The sequence below is a fragment of the Lacrimispora algidixylanolytica genome (assembly GCF_003609635.1).
Taxonomy (GTDB): Bacteria; Bacillota; Clostridia; order Lachnospirales; family Lachnospiraceae; genus Lacrimispora; species Lacrimispora algidixylanolytica.
Window position 1 is genome coordinate 97,582 of sequence record NZ_MCIA01000008.1, and the last position, 20,604, is coordinate 118,185.

Consider the following 20,604-nt stretch of genomic DNA (forward strand, 5'->3'; position numbering starts at 1 on the left):
GATATTTTTATAAAATCGAAGTCTTTGGCTTAAAACTTAGGTTTTGGGGACTTATACTTTCACCAGATATTACTACTTAAACGCAGTCTAAAAATAATATAATCTGTTCCAGGCATTAAGTTGGCGCTGAAATGCTGGATTACCTGCTTTTTAAATTATTCTTGACTAGAAATTCAGAGTATTTTTTAAGAGGTCGGGGGAATAATACAATTAATGTTACTTATCAATTTAGAATTTAATTTGTATTATATAATACAGATTATTTTACTATTTTTATTAAATTTATTGACATTATATGGTTTTACGTGTTATAATTTAGTTAATTACTGGAAGAATGAGGTGAATTATGGGAATTATTGGTTGGATTATTATAGGTGCTTTAGCCGGTTGGCTTGCAAGTATGGTTACTGGAAATGATGGAAAGATGGGTGCATTCGCAAATATATGTGTAGGTGTTATTGGTGGTCTTATCGGCGGATTCGTAATGAATTTACTAGGTGGGACTGGCATTACGGGATTTAATCTTTGGAGTCTTTTGGTTGCCTTTATAGGTTCATTGATTTTATTGTGGATTGTTAATAAAGTTCGCAAATAAAAAACAATGTTCTATTGATCCACTTTGAAAAAACAAAATGACAAAATATGTAGATATAAAGTCATTTTGTTTTAAACATATTTATTTGAAGATTTGTAAACTTGAGGATAGATTCACTTAACTAAGGAGGCGTTACGAATGAATAATTCAATTAAAAGTAAAATAGATAAAGCGGTAGGTAGTGTGAAAGAAACTATTGGAAAATCTGTAGAGTCTGAACAGATGGAGCTGGATGGTAAATTGCAAAAACTTACCGGCGATGCCAGAGAGAAAGTGGAAGAGGCTAAGGAAAAAACGGCTCATATCGGTGAGGATATTAAGGAAAATATTGCTGAGAAGGCAAATGACTTGATTGATTCGATGAAGAAAAAAGATAAATAATGTTTGTTTGGGCACTGTAAATGAAATATGTTTTAATATTATAATGAGGAACCAACTATTAGCGTATAATTAGATGCGTAGCTAATAGTTGGTTTTTTCATTTTCCGGATGCTTTGCGAGTTTTACAGGTCCACTACCCTTAATTAAAAAGCCCCAGGATAATCCCAGGCCCGTGAGTTGCGTAGTCGCAACAGATTAAGTATTGTCCGGCAACTCGTCCTTGTACTGTGTGAGAAATTTTCACCGTTTCCCACAAACGTTTTACAGGTAGACCGCACAAGGTTATATTTTTAAGAATACCCCTAAAGCAACCGATTCTAAAGTTTTATCCATATCATTTTACCCTACTTTTTTACATACTTTTCCCCGGTTATTTCCTGAAACTTATCTGCTGTGATCCATTTATCTACTGCGGTTAAGGACCATAACTTCGCAGCATAGAAGCTTTTAACCTTATCATAATTCTTACTCATGACCTACCTCCATTTCTACGCACGATATCATCTGCAAATAAGCAACCTGCGCATTTAATTCAATGATCTGTTCCCTTTGTGACTTTACCTCTTCCTGAAGACTGGGAGCCTTGTACTCTACGATAACAACCTAGCCCATGATCTCCTTGTTTGTGTACTTGGATTTGCCCTCTTCAACCGTTTCTTCCACCTGCTCAATACCAATGGGGAAGAAAGAATTTAAGGACATTTTTCTGGTATAGATTAAATTATTTTGTGACCATTGCTCCACACCATCGGCATCATATTTAATGACGGTGGAGTTTTCAGTAAGGTTTTTGTGCATGACCTGTAAATCATTTGATCCGATGATGATTGCAACTTTGGCAGTATACCCGCTTAAATCGTTTAGGCTGCAACTGCCGTTTGCTATGTTATAGGTAGTATTTCCCACCTTAATTGATTCATTTTTTATGTAATTTACTCCTTTTTATGAATTTGTTAGATATGTACACCCAAATACAATAGTCTGATTCGCTCCAACTGTTGTATTTGGTCTGAAATATATAACACCATCATACCTCATATATAGACTGTCAACATACCGTGGTACATTCATATTACATGGTATATCACGAATCCCTCCTGGGAATCCTGTGATATAATAAACAGTTCCAGCAGTGAGTGGTGATGTAATTGCTACGGACAACTCTACGGTGACCATTGCAGTTCCATTCAAGTTACCATGCCTAATGTATCCACCATAAACATTGCCCCAAGTACAAGATAATCCAGAAGATATTATATCAGATATCTGTGTGCCATTTACATTAATGATAGAGCCTGCGCTATAACAACGTTCTAAAATAGTCGCTTGAGGTTGAGTGCCCTCTTTTCTAATAATTGCTCCATATTCAGCATGAATTCCAACTGAGTTATTAATAGATAAAGCATTCCAGAACCTTGAATTACCATCAGCACCATGAGCCATGAGCGCTATACCTTTATTCGCTACTAGACAATCTGTTATCTCAAACCTAGTCTGATCAAATGTAAAGCCTGACCAAGTTGAGGCGGTTAATGCACACCGACAGTAAGCTACTATTACGAGGCTACTCACTACTGCAAATATTCCGTTAGCTGTAGTTGTGGTAAAATTAATTCCACGTATATCAACGAGTGTAGAGTTGTCAATTATTGTAATATCCGGTATATTACATACAGATGATACCTCACATGGCTTAGAACCTGTTAATTTAATACGACCAGCATAAAATCCACTAATCACTATTCTTTCGCTGTAGGAACCATCTGCAATATTAATGGTTACAGTGTGCCCACCCAAATCCTTTGGCAAGATGTTAATTGTATACTGAATAGTTTTAAACGGGTTTTCACTTGCCCCATCTCCTGTAGTGTCAGATCCTGTTGTTGCAACGTACAGTGTTATGTCTGATGAAAGTGTTCCAATTCTTGCACCGTATGGAGATACTATTATACTCCCTTCATAAACGTCATGAGGTACGTTACCAATAGGTTGTATTCCCTCTTGAGTAAATACTGCCCCTCCTGTACTTGCAAGTGCTACACTATTACCAGTGCCCGTGTTATTCCTTGATCTAACTTTGCTATCATTGGCGTATATTGCATACTTGTGATTTGATAATTCACAAGTAAATACAGCAACAGCACTCTTTGAACACACTATGCAAGACCGGCTGCTGTTAACGCTGACGCTACGTACAAATGATACTGACACATTGCTTGAAGCTTCGATGCCGATAGCATTTGCGGTTTCCGGTTCACTCATAACCACTCCACGAATATCAACAAATGCATAACAGTACTGAACAAGTATTGATTGTATGACACAATTTGCATTAATGCTATCAGGTGTGGTAGATTGAATTTTAAGTGCTCCCGATGTAAACCCGTAAACAAAAACTTGTTCATCATACACACCGTCTGCTAAATTTATTGTTACTAAATTACCGTTAAGAACTTTAGGAACCTTGCTAAGCGCATAAGTAATTGTTTTAAATGGAGCACTATGTTCACCTGTCCCAGAAGTATCACTGCCCGCTGAGGAAACATAAATAATAATATCTGCATCAAGTGGCTTTGTATCCTCTATGTACTTCGTAACCTTCCCCAAGAAAACCTTTGTTGACTCACCAGCACTCGGTACCGGGTATTTTGTATCAATGGGTTCTAGGGTTTCTATGACGGTTTCAGAAATATCCCCGCCAGTAGCATCCACCCTTTCCATAACGTCCTGAATGGTGGCATTTCCTGCCGTACTTACTGTAATATTTATTGTTTCTGCATCTTGAACAACATTCTGAATATTATAAATATATGAAGTAGCCGCCACCCCATTATATTGAGGCATCTCATCCGGTATGGCTGCAGTCACAATGCAGAAAAGAACTTCTTTGATTCCGTCCATTGCATATAACCCAATATTTTGTATGTAGTATGTAGCTTTTATCTCTTCATTACTAAAAAGCACCCTTGTCTGTATCAAATCATTACTTAAGACTTTTGTTTCAGGAGAATCTAAAACCTGCTTAATCCCCTCCATATCAGTCAGAACCTTATAATCTGTGTCGTCAGGATATTTATAATCTGAGGTCTTTGCTTTTGTTATGTTTAATTGAACCTCTCCTGCAATCGCTCTGGCAATCAGACTTTGGCCTGCTACCGTTATAATTGCTTTGCTATACTGTCCCATTTTATCTCCTTATATTGTGGTTATCTTTGTACTGCTTACCGTGGTTCCTATGTAATAGCTACCTTTTACATCCTTTTCCACTTCCTGACTTGCTATAATCTGAATATGGGCCGGTATCACATCCCATAAAAGATCATATAGGAGATTTAAAGCACCGTACCGATCAGATGTAACCTTAATGGTCAGTAGGCAAGTTTTGGTATTAACTGATAGAATATAGCCATTTGCTCCATAAAGATCGGACAGACGATTTTTAAGAAAGCCGATTGTAAAAGGAACTACCGTATTATATCTTTGTAAAACCCTGCTTCTTCTAAAATCTAATGTCTCTCCCTGATATGGGATACCAAAACGTTTCTCCAAAAGAAGAATCGTAGTTTCATCAGCGGTCTGAATATAACAGTTATCTCTAATAGATTTAAGGCTTTCTTCCACTGCTTCCAGATCTATTTCTTCCGTCTCCAAAAGCTGATTAAATTCCAAAATATCCTTAAACCACTCTGGAAGCATCATCTTTAAGTCAACCGCCATTTATAGTCACCACCCCTAAAACCGGCACCTGCTGCATGACAGAAGTTTCTACACATACAACATCTGATGCGTGTCCATTTATAATTACATCAGTAACATTGACAATTTCAGGAATGGTAAGAATCGCGTAAATAATTCTGGATGCATATACGACAACTGCATATTCTATTTTCTGGCTTTTCAGAATGGTTCCCCAGGATTTCCGAACCGATTCCAAGTAATCTTCTATTTTCTCCTGAATCTGGTTTTTATAGACGATTTCTCCATTCTGAATACTGGATAAAAATTGTACAGAGAGAGAAATATCAAGCTTCAATTCTTCGCCAGTGTCAATTGTGACGGCGGCTCCGATGGGAGCAAGTCCATATCCATTGGGTGATGGTTCTGATTCTTCACCTTCTTTGGGACAGATTGCAGTTTGCACCCGGTTAATAAGAGTACCGTCAGCCGGCTTATAATTTCCATTAAGAATACTGCACAACACACTCCCGCCCCCATTCCAAGCCGGATATATCTGAACCGCTCCTACCCCCTCTATCGCAAGAATAGAATTCCGGTAAGAAGCAATATTTCCCCCAAACGTTGGAACGTCAAACGTGGCAAGGTAGCGTTCTCGCAGGGAAGAATCTGTTTCTTTCTCTGTACCACCTGAAAGAAGTTCAGTAAGCTGCGCAGATGAAAGACCTGTCACATAATCAATCGCAACCAATTGGCCTGAATAATTGTTGCCTATCTCACCTGCTAATTCACACTCCATTTTATAACTGTAATCTGCTTCCACATGATCAATAAATTCGATTACCCGATAGGTCAAATATCCGCTTCCAGTAATTGCTGAAAATCGGGAGCCTATTGGCACTTGAATATTAAAGTTACCTTTTTTCACTGCCCTTGTAGCCAATTTCCTTTCAATGCCTCGTTCCGCCACCAGCATATCAAGCCAATTTCCTCCAGCCGTTTCCGCATAGGCATTCTTTTGCACCCGATCCAAATCCAGATACAAACCTTCCAGATACCAGCTTTCTGGCCCTAGGGCAGTCTGGATCATTGACCCTTCTCTTTTATCTATCGTATCAGGAACTCGCTTTAACTGTTCCGATAGTATATTCGCATAAGTCTTCTTACTAAAATCAATCAAATCTCCACCTCCCCGGGGATTGTTCCATATACAGTCTTAACCTTAAAAGTGCATCTAAGTGTTCCTAGATCTGAGGCATCAAATAAGAAGTCATTCACCGAAAGGATTCGCTTATCAGAAGAAAATGCCTCTTGAATCCGTCTTTTTAACATACTCGTTACATATTCAGGAGGTTTTCCAATTAGCTTTTTTAATTCCCTGCCAAAATTTGATGTATAGATCTGGTTCTGGTATCGTTCTGTTTCCAGTATAATTTCTATTGCCTGTTTCATGGCTTCCAGTCCACCGCCTACTTTTTTAATCGTACCGGTACTTTTGTCCACCAAATAAGTTTCCGTAGGGTATTCCCTGTTCTCTTTTTCATAAATAACTGTATTTGCGGAATTTGGTAATGTTGCCATCGTATCACCTACACTTTCGACATCACAATATAATTCTGACCCGCATTTGCTTTTAATACCAGAACCTTATCTCCTGGCTTAACACCTGGATTTATGACTACCTTTTCCCCTTGAATAGAAATGTCCCGGTACTTTACATGATCAGTCAGGACAGCAACAGGCTCTGTTACAATTAACTGAGTTGCTTGGACCTTTAAGGTTAAAGGAACCACTGAAACTACAGTCGCATAACCAGTATCCAAAAGATCCATGGCTCTTACGGTATCGTTAATAATATACTTAAGTCTTTCTATGAGTTCCATTGCCCCTCCTTATTGATGATTTTTGCATCGACGCTCATGGTATGCTCTCCATCTGAAAAAGAATGACTCACTTTATCCAGGAGCAAATAATAACCATTGGCTAGCTCTGGGATTTCCTTTATTTTAAACTTTGCCATGGCTCCTGCTTTCAGCCCTGGCACTCCCCCTAAACCACTAACGGATATTGTTTTTAGCACCCGGTCATAATACGCCATCATAATATTTCCCTGCTCATTAATTTGTGCTTCGTTAAGATTATCATCTACTTTGTCATACTTCTGCAGGAGGCCCCATTTTTTGATTGTGGTATGGTCATTAAATATATAGGTATCTCCCAGACCAGTTTCTTTATTGGACCGGACCAGCTTTACCTGATTATAAGTATCTGAGTCTATATCAGATTTATAGGTATAATCCGTAATGATACTGCCATTGCCAATCAATATGTCTGACATCATATTGTTAGCCTCTTTTAAAGTCAGCTTTCCAAAATCATCAAAGAAAACAAATGTCTTACCAGTGCTGTTCTGGGTTACCATGAGACCATACTCAATAATATCCAAACACTCTGTATTTTCCTTTGTCAGATAGGGTATCACTTGCCCGGTATCTTCTATTTCCCCTACTTGAAGCTGCATATCGCCTGCAATCTGACTTATTATCTCTCCCAGCTTTATATTATTAAAGCTATAACTGGATTTGGCTTTTAGGTACCGAAGCTGGTCATATGCAGTTACGGAAACCTCACCGGAACGATTCTGTTCTATAATAAAAACAAAACCCAGAAATATTTCTTTTCCATCAACGTAAAATAGTACTTTTGCACCCTCTGTCAGATTAATTGGTTTATCCTGAAGAAATGTAAATGTAAGCTTACCTGCACTTCCGCCTCTATTTGTGGTATAAGTAACTTTCTGTGTGATGGGAGCATAATCGTACAAGGAATAAGATTCTTCATTATAAATTAATAGTTTGTAGCTCATCCTGTCACCTGCAATTGATCTGCTTTCACCCAGCCACGATTGCCGCCTATTAATATGGGATAGGCCCTGGAAGCATCCGGAACGATTCTTGAAACGGTAGTCGCCAAATTGTTGGCGGTTCCAGTTGGCTTATCTCCATAACTGCTGCTAAAATAGGTACCATTTGCAATGACGGAAGCGCCTACTCTAAGTTCAGGGACAGCAGATGTAGCACGTTCTTGATCTTCTGATTGAGTGGTTCCATCTGCCGGTAGTTCCGCCGGAGGAAGTATGATCCTGATTGGCGCATAGTTCCGATATTCTTTAAACTTAATTTTATAATAGATATCTCCAGCTTCTCCGCCTTTTTCTGTTGTTTCAAAACTGTCAATTACCGCACTGATATTTGTATCGTACATGCGGCTTCCCCTTGCATCATATCGGCTGATTACAATATCACATACTTCCTTGTTATCCCGGGCATCAAGGATTGCCTCCACCAGATCACCTGGTTCCATCCAGTCATGCCCGCACATCAGTGGATCATCACTATCCCCTGGGAAATAAGATTCCCAGGACACCTCCATTAAGGAGGGCAGCCTGGGAACAACAATTTCCCCAACGTCTAAAATATCATAGGTTTTATGATCAGATGGGTAAGATATTGTATATTCTTTCGGGTTAACTGGAAATTCAATTGTATCACCACCGATATCTGCAAAAAATTTATACTTATTTCGCATGATACCTCCTATCCTGTAACAACATTGCTGCTTGATGCATGCTGGATACCGAGCACATTGTTTAATACATTAACCATAGAGTCAAGATCAGAGCCGCCTCCGCCGTAATTGTTTTGATTTACCGTTGCATTGGTTTGAGGAACTGTAAGGTTTACTAAGGCTACGTATTGACGCTCTGACAGATCTCTAAGGAGTTTAATATTTTCATCAGATATATTGACGTCCTGCTCAATTTTATCTACCTTACCAACTTTTCCAACACTTCCAATATCACCTACTGCTGCGCCCCCACCGACACCTCCGCCTATACCACTTCCTGAGGTCAGTTTATCTGTAAGACTACCAAGGCTAAAATTCATATTATCCATTTTATACCCAAGAGATCCACCTATCTCACCGCCCTTTTTAACGCTTTCACCGGTATCTAGCTTAGTCATTCGTTCAATGGTTACCGCTTGTTCCCCAAATTCATCATCTACCCATGCGCTTAAATCTTTCCTAAAACCAGATACTGCATCAGACATATTTGTTTTAAATATAGCATCAATCGCATTTGCCACGGTTTCTATCTGACTTAATATATTATCAAATAACCCAAACAAGAGATGAGCAATAGCAGAAGCTGGATCATTCATTACATTGGCAAAAAATTCTGCAAAGATTGCAATCAAATTCCACAGGTCTGCAAACATATTATAACCAACCGCATAAATGAATCCGAACACATTACCTACTTTCTCTCCTATCTGCTCAAACGTAAGACCAGCTTGCATAATACCTATCATTGCTGCTCCTATCAGCAGTCCTATGAGGATAAATGGCATCGCTGCCGTAAGCCAGCCGGCTGCAGCTAATAAGCCAGATACTAATCCGAATGTTCCTGCTAAAGCAAATGCTAAGCCTACCCCCATTAATATAGGATATATATAGTCCCAATTTTCTACTATCGCACTGGCTCCGGCAATTAATACATCTACAGCACCAGAAGCAACATCACCAAGAATTTCAACGGCTCCTATAATTCCCTCTATCACCGTCTGACCAGTATCACTGTTTAGGAACTCACTCATTTTATCCAAGACACCGTCTAAAGAATGAATTCCCGCATTCTTAATCAAATTCCAGGAGTCAGACCAGGTCATTGGCATATTTTTAAACTGTTCATTAATTTGATCTGTAGCATTTAACAAGGCATTTTTTATAACGTCAGCTGTAATAACACCTTTATCCGCCAGTCCACTGATTTCGTCTACGGGCTTACCAAGATAATCTGCAATCGCCTGTATCGCATTAGGCGCACCTTTAAAAACAGTGTTTAATTCTTCTCCACTTAAAGCACCTGATGCCAAAGCCTGGCCAAGCTGTTCGGTTGCTGAACCAATTTCCTCCTGGCTGGCACCCGCTATTTTAAACTGTTTACTTAAGTTTTCAGCAACAGCAACCACTTCGTCACTTCCTGAAAAAGCATTTCCCGCACTTTGGCCCAGCTTGGCTACAACATCAGCCGTATCAAGATAACTGGTTCTAGACCTTTGTGCAGACCGGTAGATTTTCTCCTGTAGCTGCTCTGTTTCCTGTAAACTGCTATTTGTATTATCATTACCTTGACCCCCTGCATCCATTGAAGGGGGCTTAAACCCTTGATTCATAACACTTAATCGGGCGGTGGACCGTGTCATTTGATCCGATAAGCTAAATAGTTCCTTTCCCATCTTAAAGTTAGAAGCTACAGACACCACTTTTTTTAAGGTTGATAGGAGGCCTACTGCTGAATTACTGGTTTCTTTCACCTTGTTATTATGTTTGTCCTGGGCGGTTGCTGCTTTTGAGGAATTATTTGCAATTTTAATCAACTGTGCTTCCATACGATCAAATCCAGTAGATGAGATTTTGTTGGAAGCTTGTCCAATTTCTCTCATATTTCCAATAACCGCACCAGTTGCTCCTCCAATCGATTTGCGCATGGTCATTTCTGTTTTGGTCATGGTTTGATCAATCCGCTTCATTTGCTTTACCGCAGAGTTACCCAGATCAAGAAACTTGTTGGAAGTTTCTCCAATTTGCCTCATATTTGCAATAACTGCACCAGTTGCTCCTCCAATGGATCGGCGCATGGTCATCTCTGTTTTTACGACTGCATGATCAATGCGCTTCATCTCATTAACTGCGGCATTCCCAAGCTCAAGGAACTTGGAAAAAGACTCGCTAAATTGGTCACTTAATACTAAGGTTTCTTTTATCTCTCCCATAGTTCCTCCTTACTTTTGGGGCCGGCTCTTGATTTCTTTGACTGCCATCTGATACATTAGTATCTTCTCTTTTTCTGGAAGATCTGCGACCTCCCCGGGGAAGCGACCGTGATTGACTAACATGTAGTATGCCAGCTGCACGTCCATGTCTCCCCCGTTTAAGAGTTTTTTGCTTCTTCCAGCTTATCTTCCGCATCCTTCATCCCGTTTAATTCCAGAATTGCTTCTGACAGACGGTTATACTCTCCGATACTCAGCATCTGAGAAGGCACATCAAGAGGATCCTCTGTCCCGTAATATTTACACATTTCCTGATTGCTAAAATCAGGTTCCTGAACACATGCAAGAACCAGTCTCTTTGTATACAGGAGGTTGTCAAGCTTCTCTACAGGGGAACCATTGACACTTACGTTTTTTCTGCTCATACGTGCCAGCTTCTCATTATCTTTCTGAGTGATTGCTTTAATTACAAAAGGCACCGCTTTCCCTTCCTCATCTTTAAAACGATTGGATACAATAACCTCTTTGGTCACACCTGCCATCACTGGCTGCAAAAATGCTTTTAATGCACTCATAATTTCTCCTATTCTCCCAACTGTGTGGGGGCTGTAAATGCGTTAAGGATCTCAACATTTGTGAAACTGAATGTAATATCCATAGTTAAAAATTCTGTATCCGCATCCAAGATGGCAATTGGAAGCTTCTGCAGTTTTACGTTATATAAAGCTACCGTCTGGGATCCAATGGTACTCCCCTCGTCTTCATTGGTGATTTGAAATGTGAAATAGGGCAACTTTCCTGATTTCAAATAAGTCTTTAACATATTTAGAAATTCCGGCGTTCCGTAATAAACGGTGGCTGATCCTGTTAAGGAAACTCCAGAAGTTTTTTTCTGGACAAGATTAGTTCCTACCACCTTAAAATCAGATTCCTGAAATTCTGCATCAGCCTGGAATTTCTTCAGGCCAAACATCTCTACATTACGACCATCTATTACTGCAAAAGCTCTACCAGCTTTACCATTTAAGGCATCACGCTCTAATAAAAATGACATACTCTACCTCCTTATTAATCTGTTAGGGTTGCTGTGATATAGATTTTTTCAACAGCAGCCACCGGTTGAATTGCAAGCGTAATTACAACGGAATTAATTGCCTCTCCTGCTTCCACAACCACATCATCTGCAACAAAATTCTGAATTCCACCATTTGCCTGGATTTCATTTAAATATCCTACAATCCAAGCCTTAAGCAAATCTCTACCTGGAGCATTATTCTGAATTTTACCAATATAATTCTTGGAAAAATTTACATAAATATCGCTTGCTACAGTGTCCAAAGTACGGATAACCTGATTCAGAGAAAACGCCTCACCCTTATCTGGTGTATAGGTAGTCAATGTATTATTGTCGGAAACGATTTTTACGCTGCCAAACTCTTCAAAAAATACAATTTGACCTTTGCTTAAAGCATCATCAATTTCTGATGCATTTAGGCGAGGTGATACATTTACAGCGTCTGGATACTGTGCATATACCAGAGATTCACTATATTTTGCACCCGCCTCAGAGCCTCCAACCCACCAAGTTGTCTGCTCAGGAGTAAGTGTAGTCTCATCAGACAGCACTACACCATTTTTAACTGAGATAACTGCATCTGAATTGCTCTCGGCGCCAGCCATAACAGCTTGACATTTTTTTCCCAGATTATCTCTCATTCGTTTGATGAAAGCCACATAGGCAGCCTGTACGATTCTATCAGAGCCATCATATATCACAATGTTAAAACTATGTGGTTCTAATGCTTTAAGAAAGGCGGAATGAGCAGCGCTGCTTACAATACCATCGGAACCTCCTGTAAGAGGGATTCCTGCACTAGCTACTAATTTTCCCGTTCCTGAAAATACAACCCAATCATTTCCCTTTAGATCTGCAACAACCTTTCCGGTCTGAGTGTGTTTAATCATCCCATCAACAACGGTCTGTACTGTGAAGCTTCCCTCATCGTCCGGATCAGCAATAACAGAAATCGATATATCATTTCCCCTTGTTCCGTTGTATTTTGCTGTAACGGTAAGCGGTTCAAGAGCAGCGTATGCCTTTGTCGCGCCGGTAGTGCTGGGTCGATACAGTAAAACCTTAACAGGCCCTTTTGTATGATCTGTTCCTTTCAAGATCTCCCTTAAAAATAACGCCTTTTTATTCATGAGATCATATCCAATAAATGGTGTGAAATCGTCGCCTGTATGAATGGTCATAATTTCATCCTCTGGTCCCCATGACAACGGTTCACATATTGCAACGATACCTCTATCTCCCACACTAGCTGCCTGCTCCATGCTTGATTTTACATTTATGTAAACACCAGGCTGTTTTTTATTTTGACTAGTCCAATTTCCTCCGGCCATCTATTTACCCTCCTTCTTCTTTTCAAAATATTTATCTAAAATTTCTTTTGCTTCTTCAACGGTATACTCCTCTTCTGGTAGCAATACCCTGGCAAAATCCTGCTGGTATTTTTCAAATCCCTTGCTATGAATAAGAGAAGCTGTTTTGTACTTAACTGCCATCTTTTTATTTGTTGCCATACTGATTTACACCCCCTTTATAAGTCTCCAAAGATTCGATCAATGGTGTGTCGTCCGGATAAGACATGGTTACTTTCACCGTAAACTGATAATGTAGCTCTTCATTATCAATCTTCCATTCCCGGTTATAAGTCCGTAGCTTACCAGTTTCATAAGGAATGTATTCCAGTGATAGATCCAGCCTATCTGCAATAGACGTTAGCTGACTAGATTCATCCTGATTGCCTCTTTCCCCCATAAAAACCACATCAATACTGATTTTTCTCATAAGACGACGTCCTATCCGATTTTCCGTCTCAACTGGCATAAGTGATAGAAAGAAGCACGGAATCTCTGGTGACTGATGACTTAAATTACTGTATACCTGAATATCCGGATATTGTTCTTTTAAAACTCCTATTATGGAGCCTATTAATTTTTCAATTGTAAATGTCATTTAATATTCTCCTCTATCCGTTTATTAAACTCCTGACTTTTTACAAATTCATACTGCTCTACTGCCGCCTTCTTCACATACTTACTTCCTCCTCTGTTTGTTTTCCAAATTTATCTTAGTTGGAATAATAAAATTATAAATCTGCTATAGTGACTTTAACAGGACACGATTTGGATGAGGTCTGGCAATACCTAATCCAAAATAATTGCATCCGTTCCAAACAAATAAACACTTAAGATATCAGTTACTTCTGAAACCCATCGTCGTACAGTTCTATCTGTACTACATAACATTTCTGCAATCTCCTCTTGAGTCACGCCGTCGAGATAAAATAACTTGAAAGCTTTATACTTTTCTGGCGCATTTTTTCTGGACTGTTCCTCTTCCAAAAGTCTTAGACACTTATCAATATGCGCAATTGTAACACTGCTTCGGAGCTTATTTCTCAAAACACTATTTAAGTAAATATCCTCCTCTAGAGATTCTTCTAACCCATTATGATTCATACCGGTTATTTCAGATACGTCCCCCCTGATGCTCTCACGTATCCGGTTATAATTCTCTATTAACTTCTTTGCATTATGATGAGCCTTTGTCTTATTACTCTTTTTCTGGGACTTTTCAAATAGCTGAACTGCTTCCAAAGCTGCTGTTTTTACTAATTGTTCTACCGCTGCCTGCTCCATGTTTACACCTCCCTGTCGTCAAAATTTCGATTCTTACCTTATCCCACTCCTCAGCTAGTAAATCTCGCCCGGCAGAAGGTTCAACAACCTCAACCGTAAATCTGCCAAGTATCTTAGCCCCCGAATTCCCATATGATGAGATTGTCGCGCTGGGAATCTTTAATAGTGCTGACGCTTCTTGAGCGCTATATTCTCCCATGTAATAACCTCTGTCATACAAGGCGTATGACTTTTTTACTTGTTCACTCATGATTCATTCCTCCTTCTTTTTGTTACACTGTCTAGCTACCGTTTTTATTGGTGGTGGTTTCCGCCCTATGAACTTAATCTGTTTAATTGGTGATTTTAAATCATCTAATCACAATATATCACTTGGGTGATTTAAAGTCAACTTTATTTTGATTTCCACTGGAATTATTGATTTTAAATAAACTATGTGTTATATTTAATCTATCATATAGGAATCGAGGAACTATGATGGCGAATATTGGAAAGAGGATAAAAGAAAAAAGAGAAGCTATAGGCATGACACAGGAAGAATTGGCAATAGCACTTGGATACAAAAACAAATCCACTATCGCCAAAATAGAAAATGGTACGAATGATATTGTCCAGAGTAAGGTAGTAGAATTTGCAAACGCTTTAAGTACAACAGTCCCTTATCTTATGAGTTGGGATGAGGAAGACCTTACACAAATAACACCCGTAGAGACCTTTGGACTAAATATACTTGGTACCGACTTTACTATAAATCCATCTGAGATAGAGCATATTAAAAAATACCGCTCTCTGGACTCTTTCGGACAGGAAACAGTATCTTATCTATTAGATAGAGAGACCACCCGTGTACAAGAAATAGCAAAGCAAGAGAAACGGATAATAAAGTTGAAAACTGAGCCACACCCTTCAGAAAAAGAACAGACCTTATTGAAAAAGCCACATCTTATCCCACGTGCCTCTCATGAACGCACTGATCTAAACGTCACCAAAGAAATGAAGGATTATGATGATGCTTTTTTTGATGAATGATTAAAATAGCCAATGGCTTTTTAATAAAGTACAAATGAAATGAGGAATATGAGTATGGGGAAAGAAAAACCAACAACAAAGATTTGCAAACACTGCAAGACAGAAATTCCATTTGACGCAAAGGTCTGTCCTAATTGTCGAAAAAGCCAGAAAGGTAAAGGATGCTTAATCGCCGTATTGGCATTTATTGCTATCGGCATAATCAGTTCAGCGATGGGAAAGGGCTCTGGCCATAAGACTAGCCCTCAAACAGAAGCTGCAATAAAGACCATTGCAACAGACAATGCAAATGGGAATACTGAGCCGACCTCTTTAGAAGTTAGCTCAGAGAATACTTCTATACCTTCAGAATACAAATCAGCGTTGAAAAAAGCTAAAACCTACGGTGATGTAATGCATATGTCTAAGGGTGGAATTTATAATCAATTGATATCAGAATACGGTGAAAAATTTTCTATTGAAGCTGCTCAGTACGCAGTTGATCATTCTGAAATTGATTATAATAAAAATGCTCTGAATAAAGCAGAAACCTACAGCCAAACAATGTCCATGTCAAAAAAGGGAATATACGATCAATTGGTATCAGAAAATGGCGAAAAATTTACACCGGAAGAGGCACAATACGCCATTGATCACATCGAAGCTGATTGGAACGACAATGCATTAAAAAAGGCTAAAACCTATCAGGGATCTATGAGTATGTCACCTACTGCCATTCATGACCAGCTCACTTCTGAGTATGGTGAAAAATTCTCGCAAGAGGAAGCAGACTACGCTATCGCAAATCTTAATTAAATAGTATACATAAAATAATATAATTAAAACCGAACGGCGATACCAATTCCGAACGGCTTCAAACGGATTTTTCTTTTCATGCTTGTCAGAAAAGAATAATCCTCAAATATTTATATCATTGTCGATACGTCCTCATATGAGGACGTATTTTTGTATTAAAAGTTAATAGTAATAACTGATTTTGAGAAATAAAAAAATAGATACCCCATAATTAACGAGGCTTATTCTGTTCGACAAAACATACACAAAATGATACAATATAGTAAAAATTCAAAAGGAGTTCCTGGATATGTACGCAAACACCGGCTATATGGATCTAACCGACGACCAACTGGAAAATTACAACATTTCCCTAAGGGCCAATTGCTGTGGAGTATATCGTCTCCTCACTCTCCCCGTCATGTCCACCACGCGTCCGCTTGGTCGCCCGGACTATCAGATATTATATATTGCATCCGGAAAAGCTATTTTTCACATAAACACTGAAATCCAAGAGGCTTCAGCCGGAAACATGGTCATCTACCGCCCCCATGATTTCCAGCAATATGCTTATTATCTAGAAGACAAACCCGAAGTATACTGGCTCCATTTCACTGGCAAGGAGGCAGCCGGCCTAATCAGGGAAGCAGGTTTCTTAAAAGACCCGATTCTATACACAGGAATCTCTGCCAAATATCAGGACCTCTTCCTATCCATCATCAAAGAACTCCAGCTTCCAAGGCCTTGTTCCGAAGAATTATCCTCCCTGTATATAAAACAGCTTTTTCTTACTCTCAAACGGTTAAAGGAAGAAGGGGGTTACAAAAAAACAGAGATCAAAGAGGAAATGGAGCAGGCAATCCACTATTTTCACGAGAATTTCACCAAAGACATACAAGTGGAGGAATATGCCAAAAAGCTTCACATGAGCACCTGCTGGTTTATCAGAAGCTTTAAACAATATGCCGGTATGCCCCCAGGCAAATACATTACCTCCATACGTATTAATAAAGCAAAAGAGCTCTTAGAAAGCACAGATTATACCGTAGGGGAAGTCGGCACCATCATTGGGTATGAAAATCCCCTCTATTTCAGCCGTATCTTCAAAAAACAAACCGGCCTTTGTCCGGCAGAATATAGAAAAGCGGCAAGATGAGTTTCCTCATCTGCCGCTTTCTTATTTCTTTCCCACCAGGCTATAGGTCTGGCGGTATTCCTTTGGTGTAATACCCATGTACTTTTTAAATATTCTGCGGAAATAATCCACATCCTGATATCCACACTGATAAGCAATCTCATTTCCTGTCAAACTAGACTCCACCAGCATTCGGCAAACTTTATTCAGTCTTGCTTCATGAATCCCTTCCGTAAGTGTCTTTCCATACACGGCGTTGTAGACCCGCCCCAGATAGTCCGGGCTGCAATCCAGCTTTTCTGCTAGTATGGAGGAAGATAGAGGCTTTTCTAAATGATTCCTAATATACTGTCCTGCCTGGTTTGCAAGAAGAACCTTCTGCCCATTGACTTCCATAGGAGAAAGGGAATCGCTGAGCTCACAAAGAAGCTCTAAAAGCACCAGATTTAATATCCTTTTATCATCCTGGCATACATTCTGTCGTTTGATGAACCGACGGAACAAGTCTTCAAACTGCTCCGGCTTTCTGACCCGTATTAACTGAGGCAAAGACATCACGTCTTGTCCCGTTCTAACCGCTTCCTCTTCCAGATGAAAATGAAGCCAATAAAAGGTAAGATCCTCATCAAACTCCCTAGTTCCCCAATGATGCCTTCCCGGAAACAAGATAAGAGCCTCCCCTTCCTCCACATTATAAGTTATTTCTTCTTCTGCTATCCCCAAAACCCCTGAATTTACATAAATAATTTCAAAAGAATCCATGACCCGGTCCGCGTGGCACCCCTTGCCACCCGTCACCAAGTATCCTGCATTAAGCGCCTTAACCGGAAGTACCGCTTTTAGCTGTAAAAAATGTTCCATAACTTCCCCCTGTCACCCCTGAGTCGGAATTCTCCAGTTTTTCGCTTCTTTTTCCTCTTGTATCCTTTCCATTCTACTGGCAATATTAAGAAAGGCAAAAAGACGGTAGTTATACATTACTACTTCTTCTTTTTACCCAAGAATAGCAGAAAATTCACAAAATGAAAAGGGGATTGCGGCAGATTTGCCGTCTAAATATCATGAACTTCATGTTTCAACTTAAAGAAGAGATTTTCCACAACCAATCTCAGGATGCACCTATGACAGATTCAGACTATTTAAGAAGCAGAAGATTTTTTATTGCAGAAGGCTGTTGTGCCAACGGCATCGTCACCTTGACTACTGGTGCATTTCTCTCCGGATATGCAAACTCATTAGGAGCTACAGACTCTATCAATGGAATTATCGGTTCGCTGCCTCTTTTGTTATGCCTGCTGCAGATGTTCTCCGCCGTCCTGTTAGAAAGTATGCGCAGAAAAAAGGCCATTCTCACAGCCTTTTCCTTGATTCACCGGCTTTTACTTGCATCCGTGTTTTTTGTTCCACTCATTATAGAGAATCCGGCTTTTCGCTTGCTCGCTCTTATTGTGATCTATGGTACCGCTCATTTTTTCGGTGCATTTATTGGTACCGGAATTGGAAACTGGATTCTTCAACTGGTCCCGTCATCCATTCGAGGTAAATATCTTGGAAAGAAAGATTCTTTTGCCTTTGGCATGTCCACTGCCATCAGCCTGATTATGGGCCGGGTCATGGACTGGTTTCGAAATGCAGATATGGAACAGCAGGGATTTTTAGTGGTCGGTTGTGTCGTGTTTATCCTGGCATGCATGGATTTTTGGTGCCTTTCCTCAATCAAGGAACCCGAGAGTGTCCCCCATGTCCAGAAGCTTAAGGATTCCATTCTTTCTCCTCTACTGGATAAAGAATACAGAAAAGTCATGTTCTCCTACATGTTCTGGAATGTGGCTTTGCAGGTGGCAGGCCCCTTTTTCAGCGTTTACATGGTAACAGGATTAAAGCTTGACTATACTTATATTACCTTCCTGGGGCTTATTTCTTCCACGCTACGAATTATTGCCTCATGGCTTTGGGGGAAACTTGCAGATGCTACCTCATGGTTATTTGTTACAAGGACCTCTATGGGGCTCTTAGGGCTGATTCACGCTGGTTGGTTGTTTATGACACCGGAGACCTGCTATATCCTCCAGCCTCCAATGCAGGCACTCTCAGGCATTGCCTGGGGCGGAATTGCCATCTCCGTCTTTCATCTGCAATATCACTATGCCCCTACCGATAAGCGAGTGCCATATGTCAGTGCCAATTCTTCTTATGCCGGACTTAGCGGATTCCTTGCAACCTTACTAGGCGCTTTCCTCTTAAAAGTTCTCCCCTCCATCCATGTATTTGGCTTTCCAATGGGAGGGATGCAGATGTTATTTCTTTTATCCGGAACACTGATCTTAGGCTGTGTTCTTTACATGGGAAAACTGCGCACCCATTGACCTTATTCTCTTCGGTCCCTACAAGATTCACGAATTACAAGCTCTGGCTTTAGTATCCGTTCTACCCGGCTTTCCTCATCTGGTATGCCGTCAATTTTCTCCAATAAAAGCTCCGCCGCCATAGCCCCCAGTCGTTCCTGGGGGTGAGCGATGGTGGTCAGCTTTACCATTCCATTTTCCGCAATAAAAGAGTTGTCGTATCCCGTAACTGATATGTCACCAGGTACTGAGAGCCCATTTTTTTCAAGGGTCTTTATAATCTCCAGAGCAATCTGATCGTTATAGCAGACAATCCCGTCAATCTCTTTTCCCTCTTCCAGCAGATATTTTAAGATCTCCGAAGGTTTGACCGTACGGTCTTCCGTATGAAACCAGATCACCATGTCAGGATCATAAGATAATCCAGATTCCTGCAGGGCCTTTACATACCCTTTATGCCTGTCGATTCCCTGAATGTCATCAGCTTTGAAGATACCAAGAATATGCTTATGCCCCAATTCTCTTAAATATTTGGTCACCAGATATCCTCCCATACAGTCATCCATGAGAATATGCGGTTTCTTCTTCATCTGAGAATAATATCCCTGAATGAATACATAAGGAATCTTATAGAAATCAAGCTTGTCATAAAGCCCCTTGTGCCCGCACATGATCTCACTTTTGCTGGGCTCAATGATGAGGCCGTCAATATCCTTTTCCAGTATTTCTTCCAGGCTTTTGCTCTCCTTTAGCCTGCTGTTTCCAGTATTCTTAAGAATGATGCTATATCCGCCAGCCGTAAGCACGCTGTCGATGCCCTGAATCAACCTGGGGAAAATATAGTCCGATAAATAGGTAGTAATGACTGCTATATTGCCAGACCCCCTCTTCCCTCCAGCTTTTCTGGAGACAAAGGTTCCCCGCCCATGTACCGCTTCGATAAATCCTTCCTGTTCCAGAATAGAGAGTGCTTTTCTGACCGTGTGGCGGCTTACGTGACAGGAGGCGGATAATTCATTTTCAGACGGCAGACGATCTCCTGGTTTTCTTTTCCCGGATACGATATCCTGCTTTAATTCTTCCATCAATACATAATATTTTGTCTTTCCGCTGTCCTCTGCCATA

The 20,604-nt window shown here is 40.1% G+C and carries 26 protein-coding genes; 6 read left to right on the forward strand and 20 right to left on the reverse strand.

Annotated features, from left to right (window positions below):
* The first annotated feature begins 346 nt into the window (after positions 1-346).
* The gene (locus BET01_RS06945; RefSeq protein WP_120196086.1) at positions 347-595 is read left to right on the forward strand and encodes a GlsB/YeaQ/YmgE family stress response membrane protein; all 249 of its coding nucleotides are present in this window, start codon (positions 347-349) and stop codon (positions 593-595) included.
* A gap of 138 nt (positions 596-733) precedes the next feature.
* On the forward strand, positions 734-976 hold the full coding sequence (locus tag BET01_RS06950; RefSeq protein WP_120196087.1) for a CsbD family protein: 243 nt from the start codon (positions 734-736) through the stop codon (positions 974-976).
* A 344-nt stretch (positions 977-1,320) separates the two neighbouring features.
* Here BET01_RS06950 and BET01_RS06960 read toward each other — a convergent pair whose 3' ends face one another.
* The 18 genes from BET01_RS06960 to BET01_RS07040 form a co-directional block, all read right to left on the reverse strand.
* A complete protein-coding gene (locus BET01_RS06960) occupies positions 1,321-1,449 on the reverse strand; it encodes an XkdX family protein (protein ID WP_120196088.1) in 129 nt (42 codons plus the stop codon).
* A gap of 130 nt (positions 1,450-1,579) precedes the next feature.
* A complete protein-coding gene (locus BET01_RS06965) occupies positions 1,580-1,882 on the reverse strand; it encodes a hypothetical protein (protein WP_120196089.1) in 303 nt (100 codons plus the stop codon).
* A 36-nt stretch (positions 1,883-1,918) separates the two neighbouring features.
* Positions 1,919-4,162 (reverse strand): hypothetical protein, encoded by a 2,244-nt coding sequence (locus BET01_RS06970; protein ID WP_120196090.1) that lies wholly within the window; start codon positions 4,160-4,162, stop codon positions 1,919-1,921.
* Positions 4,163-4,171: 9 nt separating this feature from the next.
* Positions 4,172-4,693, reverse strand: a complete 522-nt coding sequence (locus tag BET01_RS06975; RefSeq protein ID WP_120196091.1) for a putative phage tail protein — start codon at positions 4,691-4,693, stop codon at positions 4,172-4,174.
* Positions 4,683-5,831, reverse strand: coding sequence for a baseplate J/gp47 family protein (locus BET01_RS06980; RefSeq protein ID WP_120196092.1), 1,149 nt, complete (start codon positions 5,829-5,831; stop codon positions 4,683-4,685). The genes BET01_RS06975 and BET01_RS06980 overlap by 11 nt, the downstream gene beginning before the upstream one ends.
* Positions 5,828-6,232, reverse strand: a complete 405-nt coding sequence (locus BET01_RS06985) for a DUF2634 domain-containing protein (RefSeq protein WP_120196093.1) — start codon at positions 6,230-6,232, stop codon at positions 5,828-5,830. The genes BET01_RS06980 and BET01_RS06985 overlap by 4 nt, the downstream gene beginning before the upstream one ends.
* Positions 6,233-6,240: 8 nt before the next feature.
* Positions 6,241-6,534, reverse strand: coding sequence for a DUF2577 family protein (locus BET01_RS06990; protein WP_120196094.1), 294 nt, complete (start codon positions 6,532-6,534; stop codon positions 6,241-6,243).
* On the reverse strand, positions 6,522-7,517 hold the full coding sequence (locus tag BET01_RS06995; protein ID WP_120196095.1) for an XkdQ/YqbQ family protein: 996 nt from the start codon (positions 7,515-7,517) through the stop codon (positions 6,522-6,524). Before BET01_RS06995 ends, BET01_RS06990 begins: the two co-directional genes overlap by 13 nt.
* Positions 7,514-8,239: a hypothetical protein gene (locus BET01_RS07000; protein WP_120196096.1), complete on the reverse strand. Its 726-nt coding sequence runs from the start codon at positions 8,237-8,239 to the stop codon at positions 7,514-7,516. Before BET01_RS07000 ends, BET01_RS06995 begins: the two co-directional genes overlap by 4 nt.
* A gap of 8 nt (positions 8,240-8,247) precedes the next feature.
* Entirely contained in the window at positions 8,248-10,488 is a 2,241-nt protein-coding gene (locus tag BET01_RS07005) for a tape measure protein (RefSeq protein ID WP_120196097.1), read from the reverse strand.
* 9 nt (positions 10,489-10,497) lie between these two features.
* Positions 10,498-10,635: a hypothetical protein gene (locus tag BET01_RS21525; RefSeq protein WP_158585000.1), complete on the reverse strand. Its 138-nt coding sequence runs from the start codon at positions 10,633-10,635 to the stop codon at positions 10,498-10,500.
* 11 nt (positions 10,636-10,646) lie between these two features.
* Entirely contained in the window at positions 10,647-11,063 is a 417-nt protein-coding gene (locus BET01_RS07010; RefSeq protein WP_120196098.1) for a phage tail assembly chaperone, read from the reverse strand.
* An 8-nt stretch (positions 11,064-11,071) separates the two neighbouring features.
* Positions 11,072-11,542 (reverse strand): phage tail tube protein, encoded by a 471-nt coding sequence (locus tag BET01_RS07015; protein ID WP_120196099.1) that lies wholly within the window; start codon positions 11,540-11,542, stop codon positions 11,072-11,074.
* A 14-nt stretch (positions 11,543-11,556) separates the two neighbouring features.
* The gene (locus tag BET01_RS07020) at positions 11,557-12,894 is read right to left on the reverse strand and encodes a phage tail sheath family protein (protein WP_120196100.1); all 1,338 of its coding nucleotides are present in this window, start codon (positions 12,892-12,894) and stop codon (positions 11,557-11,559) included.
* Positions 12,895-13,074 (reverse strand): hypothetical protein, encoded by a 180-nt coding sequence (locus tag BET01_RS07025; protein ID WP_120196101.1) that lies wholly within the window; start codon positions 13,072-13,074, stop codon positions 12,895-12,897. It lies immediately after the preceding gene.
* Positions 13,061-13,510, reverse strand: coding sequence for a phage tail terminator family protein (locus tag BET01_RS07030; RefSeq protein WP_120196102.1), 450 nt, complete (start codon positions 13,508-13,510; stop codon positions 13,061-13,063). Before BET01_RS07030 ends, BET01_RS07025 begins: the two co-directional genes overlap by 14 nt.
* Positions 13,511-13,701: 191 nt before the next feature.
* Positions 13,702-14,196, reverse strand: a complete 495-nt coding sequence (locus BET01_RS07035) for a terminase gpP N-terminus-related DNA-binding protein (protein ID WP_120196103.1) — start codon at positions 14,194-14,196, stop codon at positions 13,702-13,704.
* The gene (locus BET01_RS07040) at positions 14,132-14,446 is read right to left on the reverse strand and encodes a hypothetical protein (protein ID WP_120196104.1); all 315 of its coding nucleotides are present in this window, start codon (positions 14,444-14,446) and stop codon (positions 14,132-14,134) included. Before BET01_RS07040 ends, BET01_RS07035 begins: the two co-directional genes overlap by 65 nt.
* Positions 14,447-14,670: 224 nt before the next feature.
* On the opposite strand from BET01_RS07040, the gene BET01_RS07045 reads away from it, so the two are divergent.
* The 3 genes from BET01_RS07045 to BET01_RS07055 all read left to right on the forward strand — a co-directional run bounded on the left by BET01_RS07045 (position 14,671) and on the right by BET01_RS07055 (position 17,155).
* Entirely contained in the window at positions 14,671-15,225 is a 555-nt protein-coding gene (locus tag BET01_RS07045; protein WP_243117144.1) for a helix-turn-helix domain-containing protein, read from the forward strand.
* 54 nt (positions 15,226-15,279) lie between these two features.
* A complete protein-coding gene (locus tag BET01_RS07050) occupies positions 15,280-16,020 on the forward strand; it encodes an Ltp family lipoprotein (RefSeq protein ID WP_120196105.1) in 741 nt (246 codons plus the stop codon).
* Between the two features lie 289 nt (positions 16,021-16,309).
* On the forward strand, positions 16,310-17,155 hold the full coding sequence (locus BET01_RS07055; protein ID WP_120196106.1) for a helix-turn-helix domain-containing protein: 846 nt from the start codon (positions 16,310-16,312) through the stop codon (positions 17,153-17,155).
* A 21-nt stretch (positions 17,156-17,176) separates the two neighbouring features.
* Here BET01_RS07055 and BET01_RS07060 read toward each other — a convergent pair whose 3' ends face one another.
* Positions 17,177-17,995: a helix-turn-helix domain-containing protein gene (locus tag BET01_RS07060; protein ID WP_120196107.1), complete on the reverse strand. Its 819-nt coding sequence runs from the start codon at positions 17,993-17,995 to the stop codon at positions 17,177-17,179.
* Positions 17,996-18,255: 260 nt separating this feature from the next.
* On the opposite strand from BET01_RS07060, the gene BET01_RS07065 reads away from it, so the two are divergent.
* Entirely contained in the window at positions 18,256-19,500 is a 1,245-nt protein-coding gene (locus tag BET01_RS07065) for an MFS transporter (RefSeq protein WP_243117145.1), read from the forward strand.
* 2 nt (positions 19,501-19,502) lie between these two features.
* On the opposite strand, the gene BET01_RS07070 is transcribed toward BET01_RS07065, so the two are convergent.
* Positions 19,503-20,603 (reverse strand): GntR family transcriptional regulator, encoded by a 1,101-nt coding sequence (locus BET01_RS07070; protein WP_120196109.1) that lies wholly within the window; start codon positions 20,601-20,603, stop codon positions 19,503-19,505.
* Position 20,604: the final 1 nt, after the last annotated feature.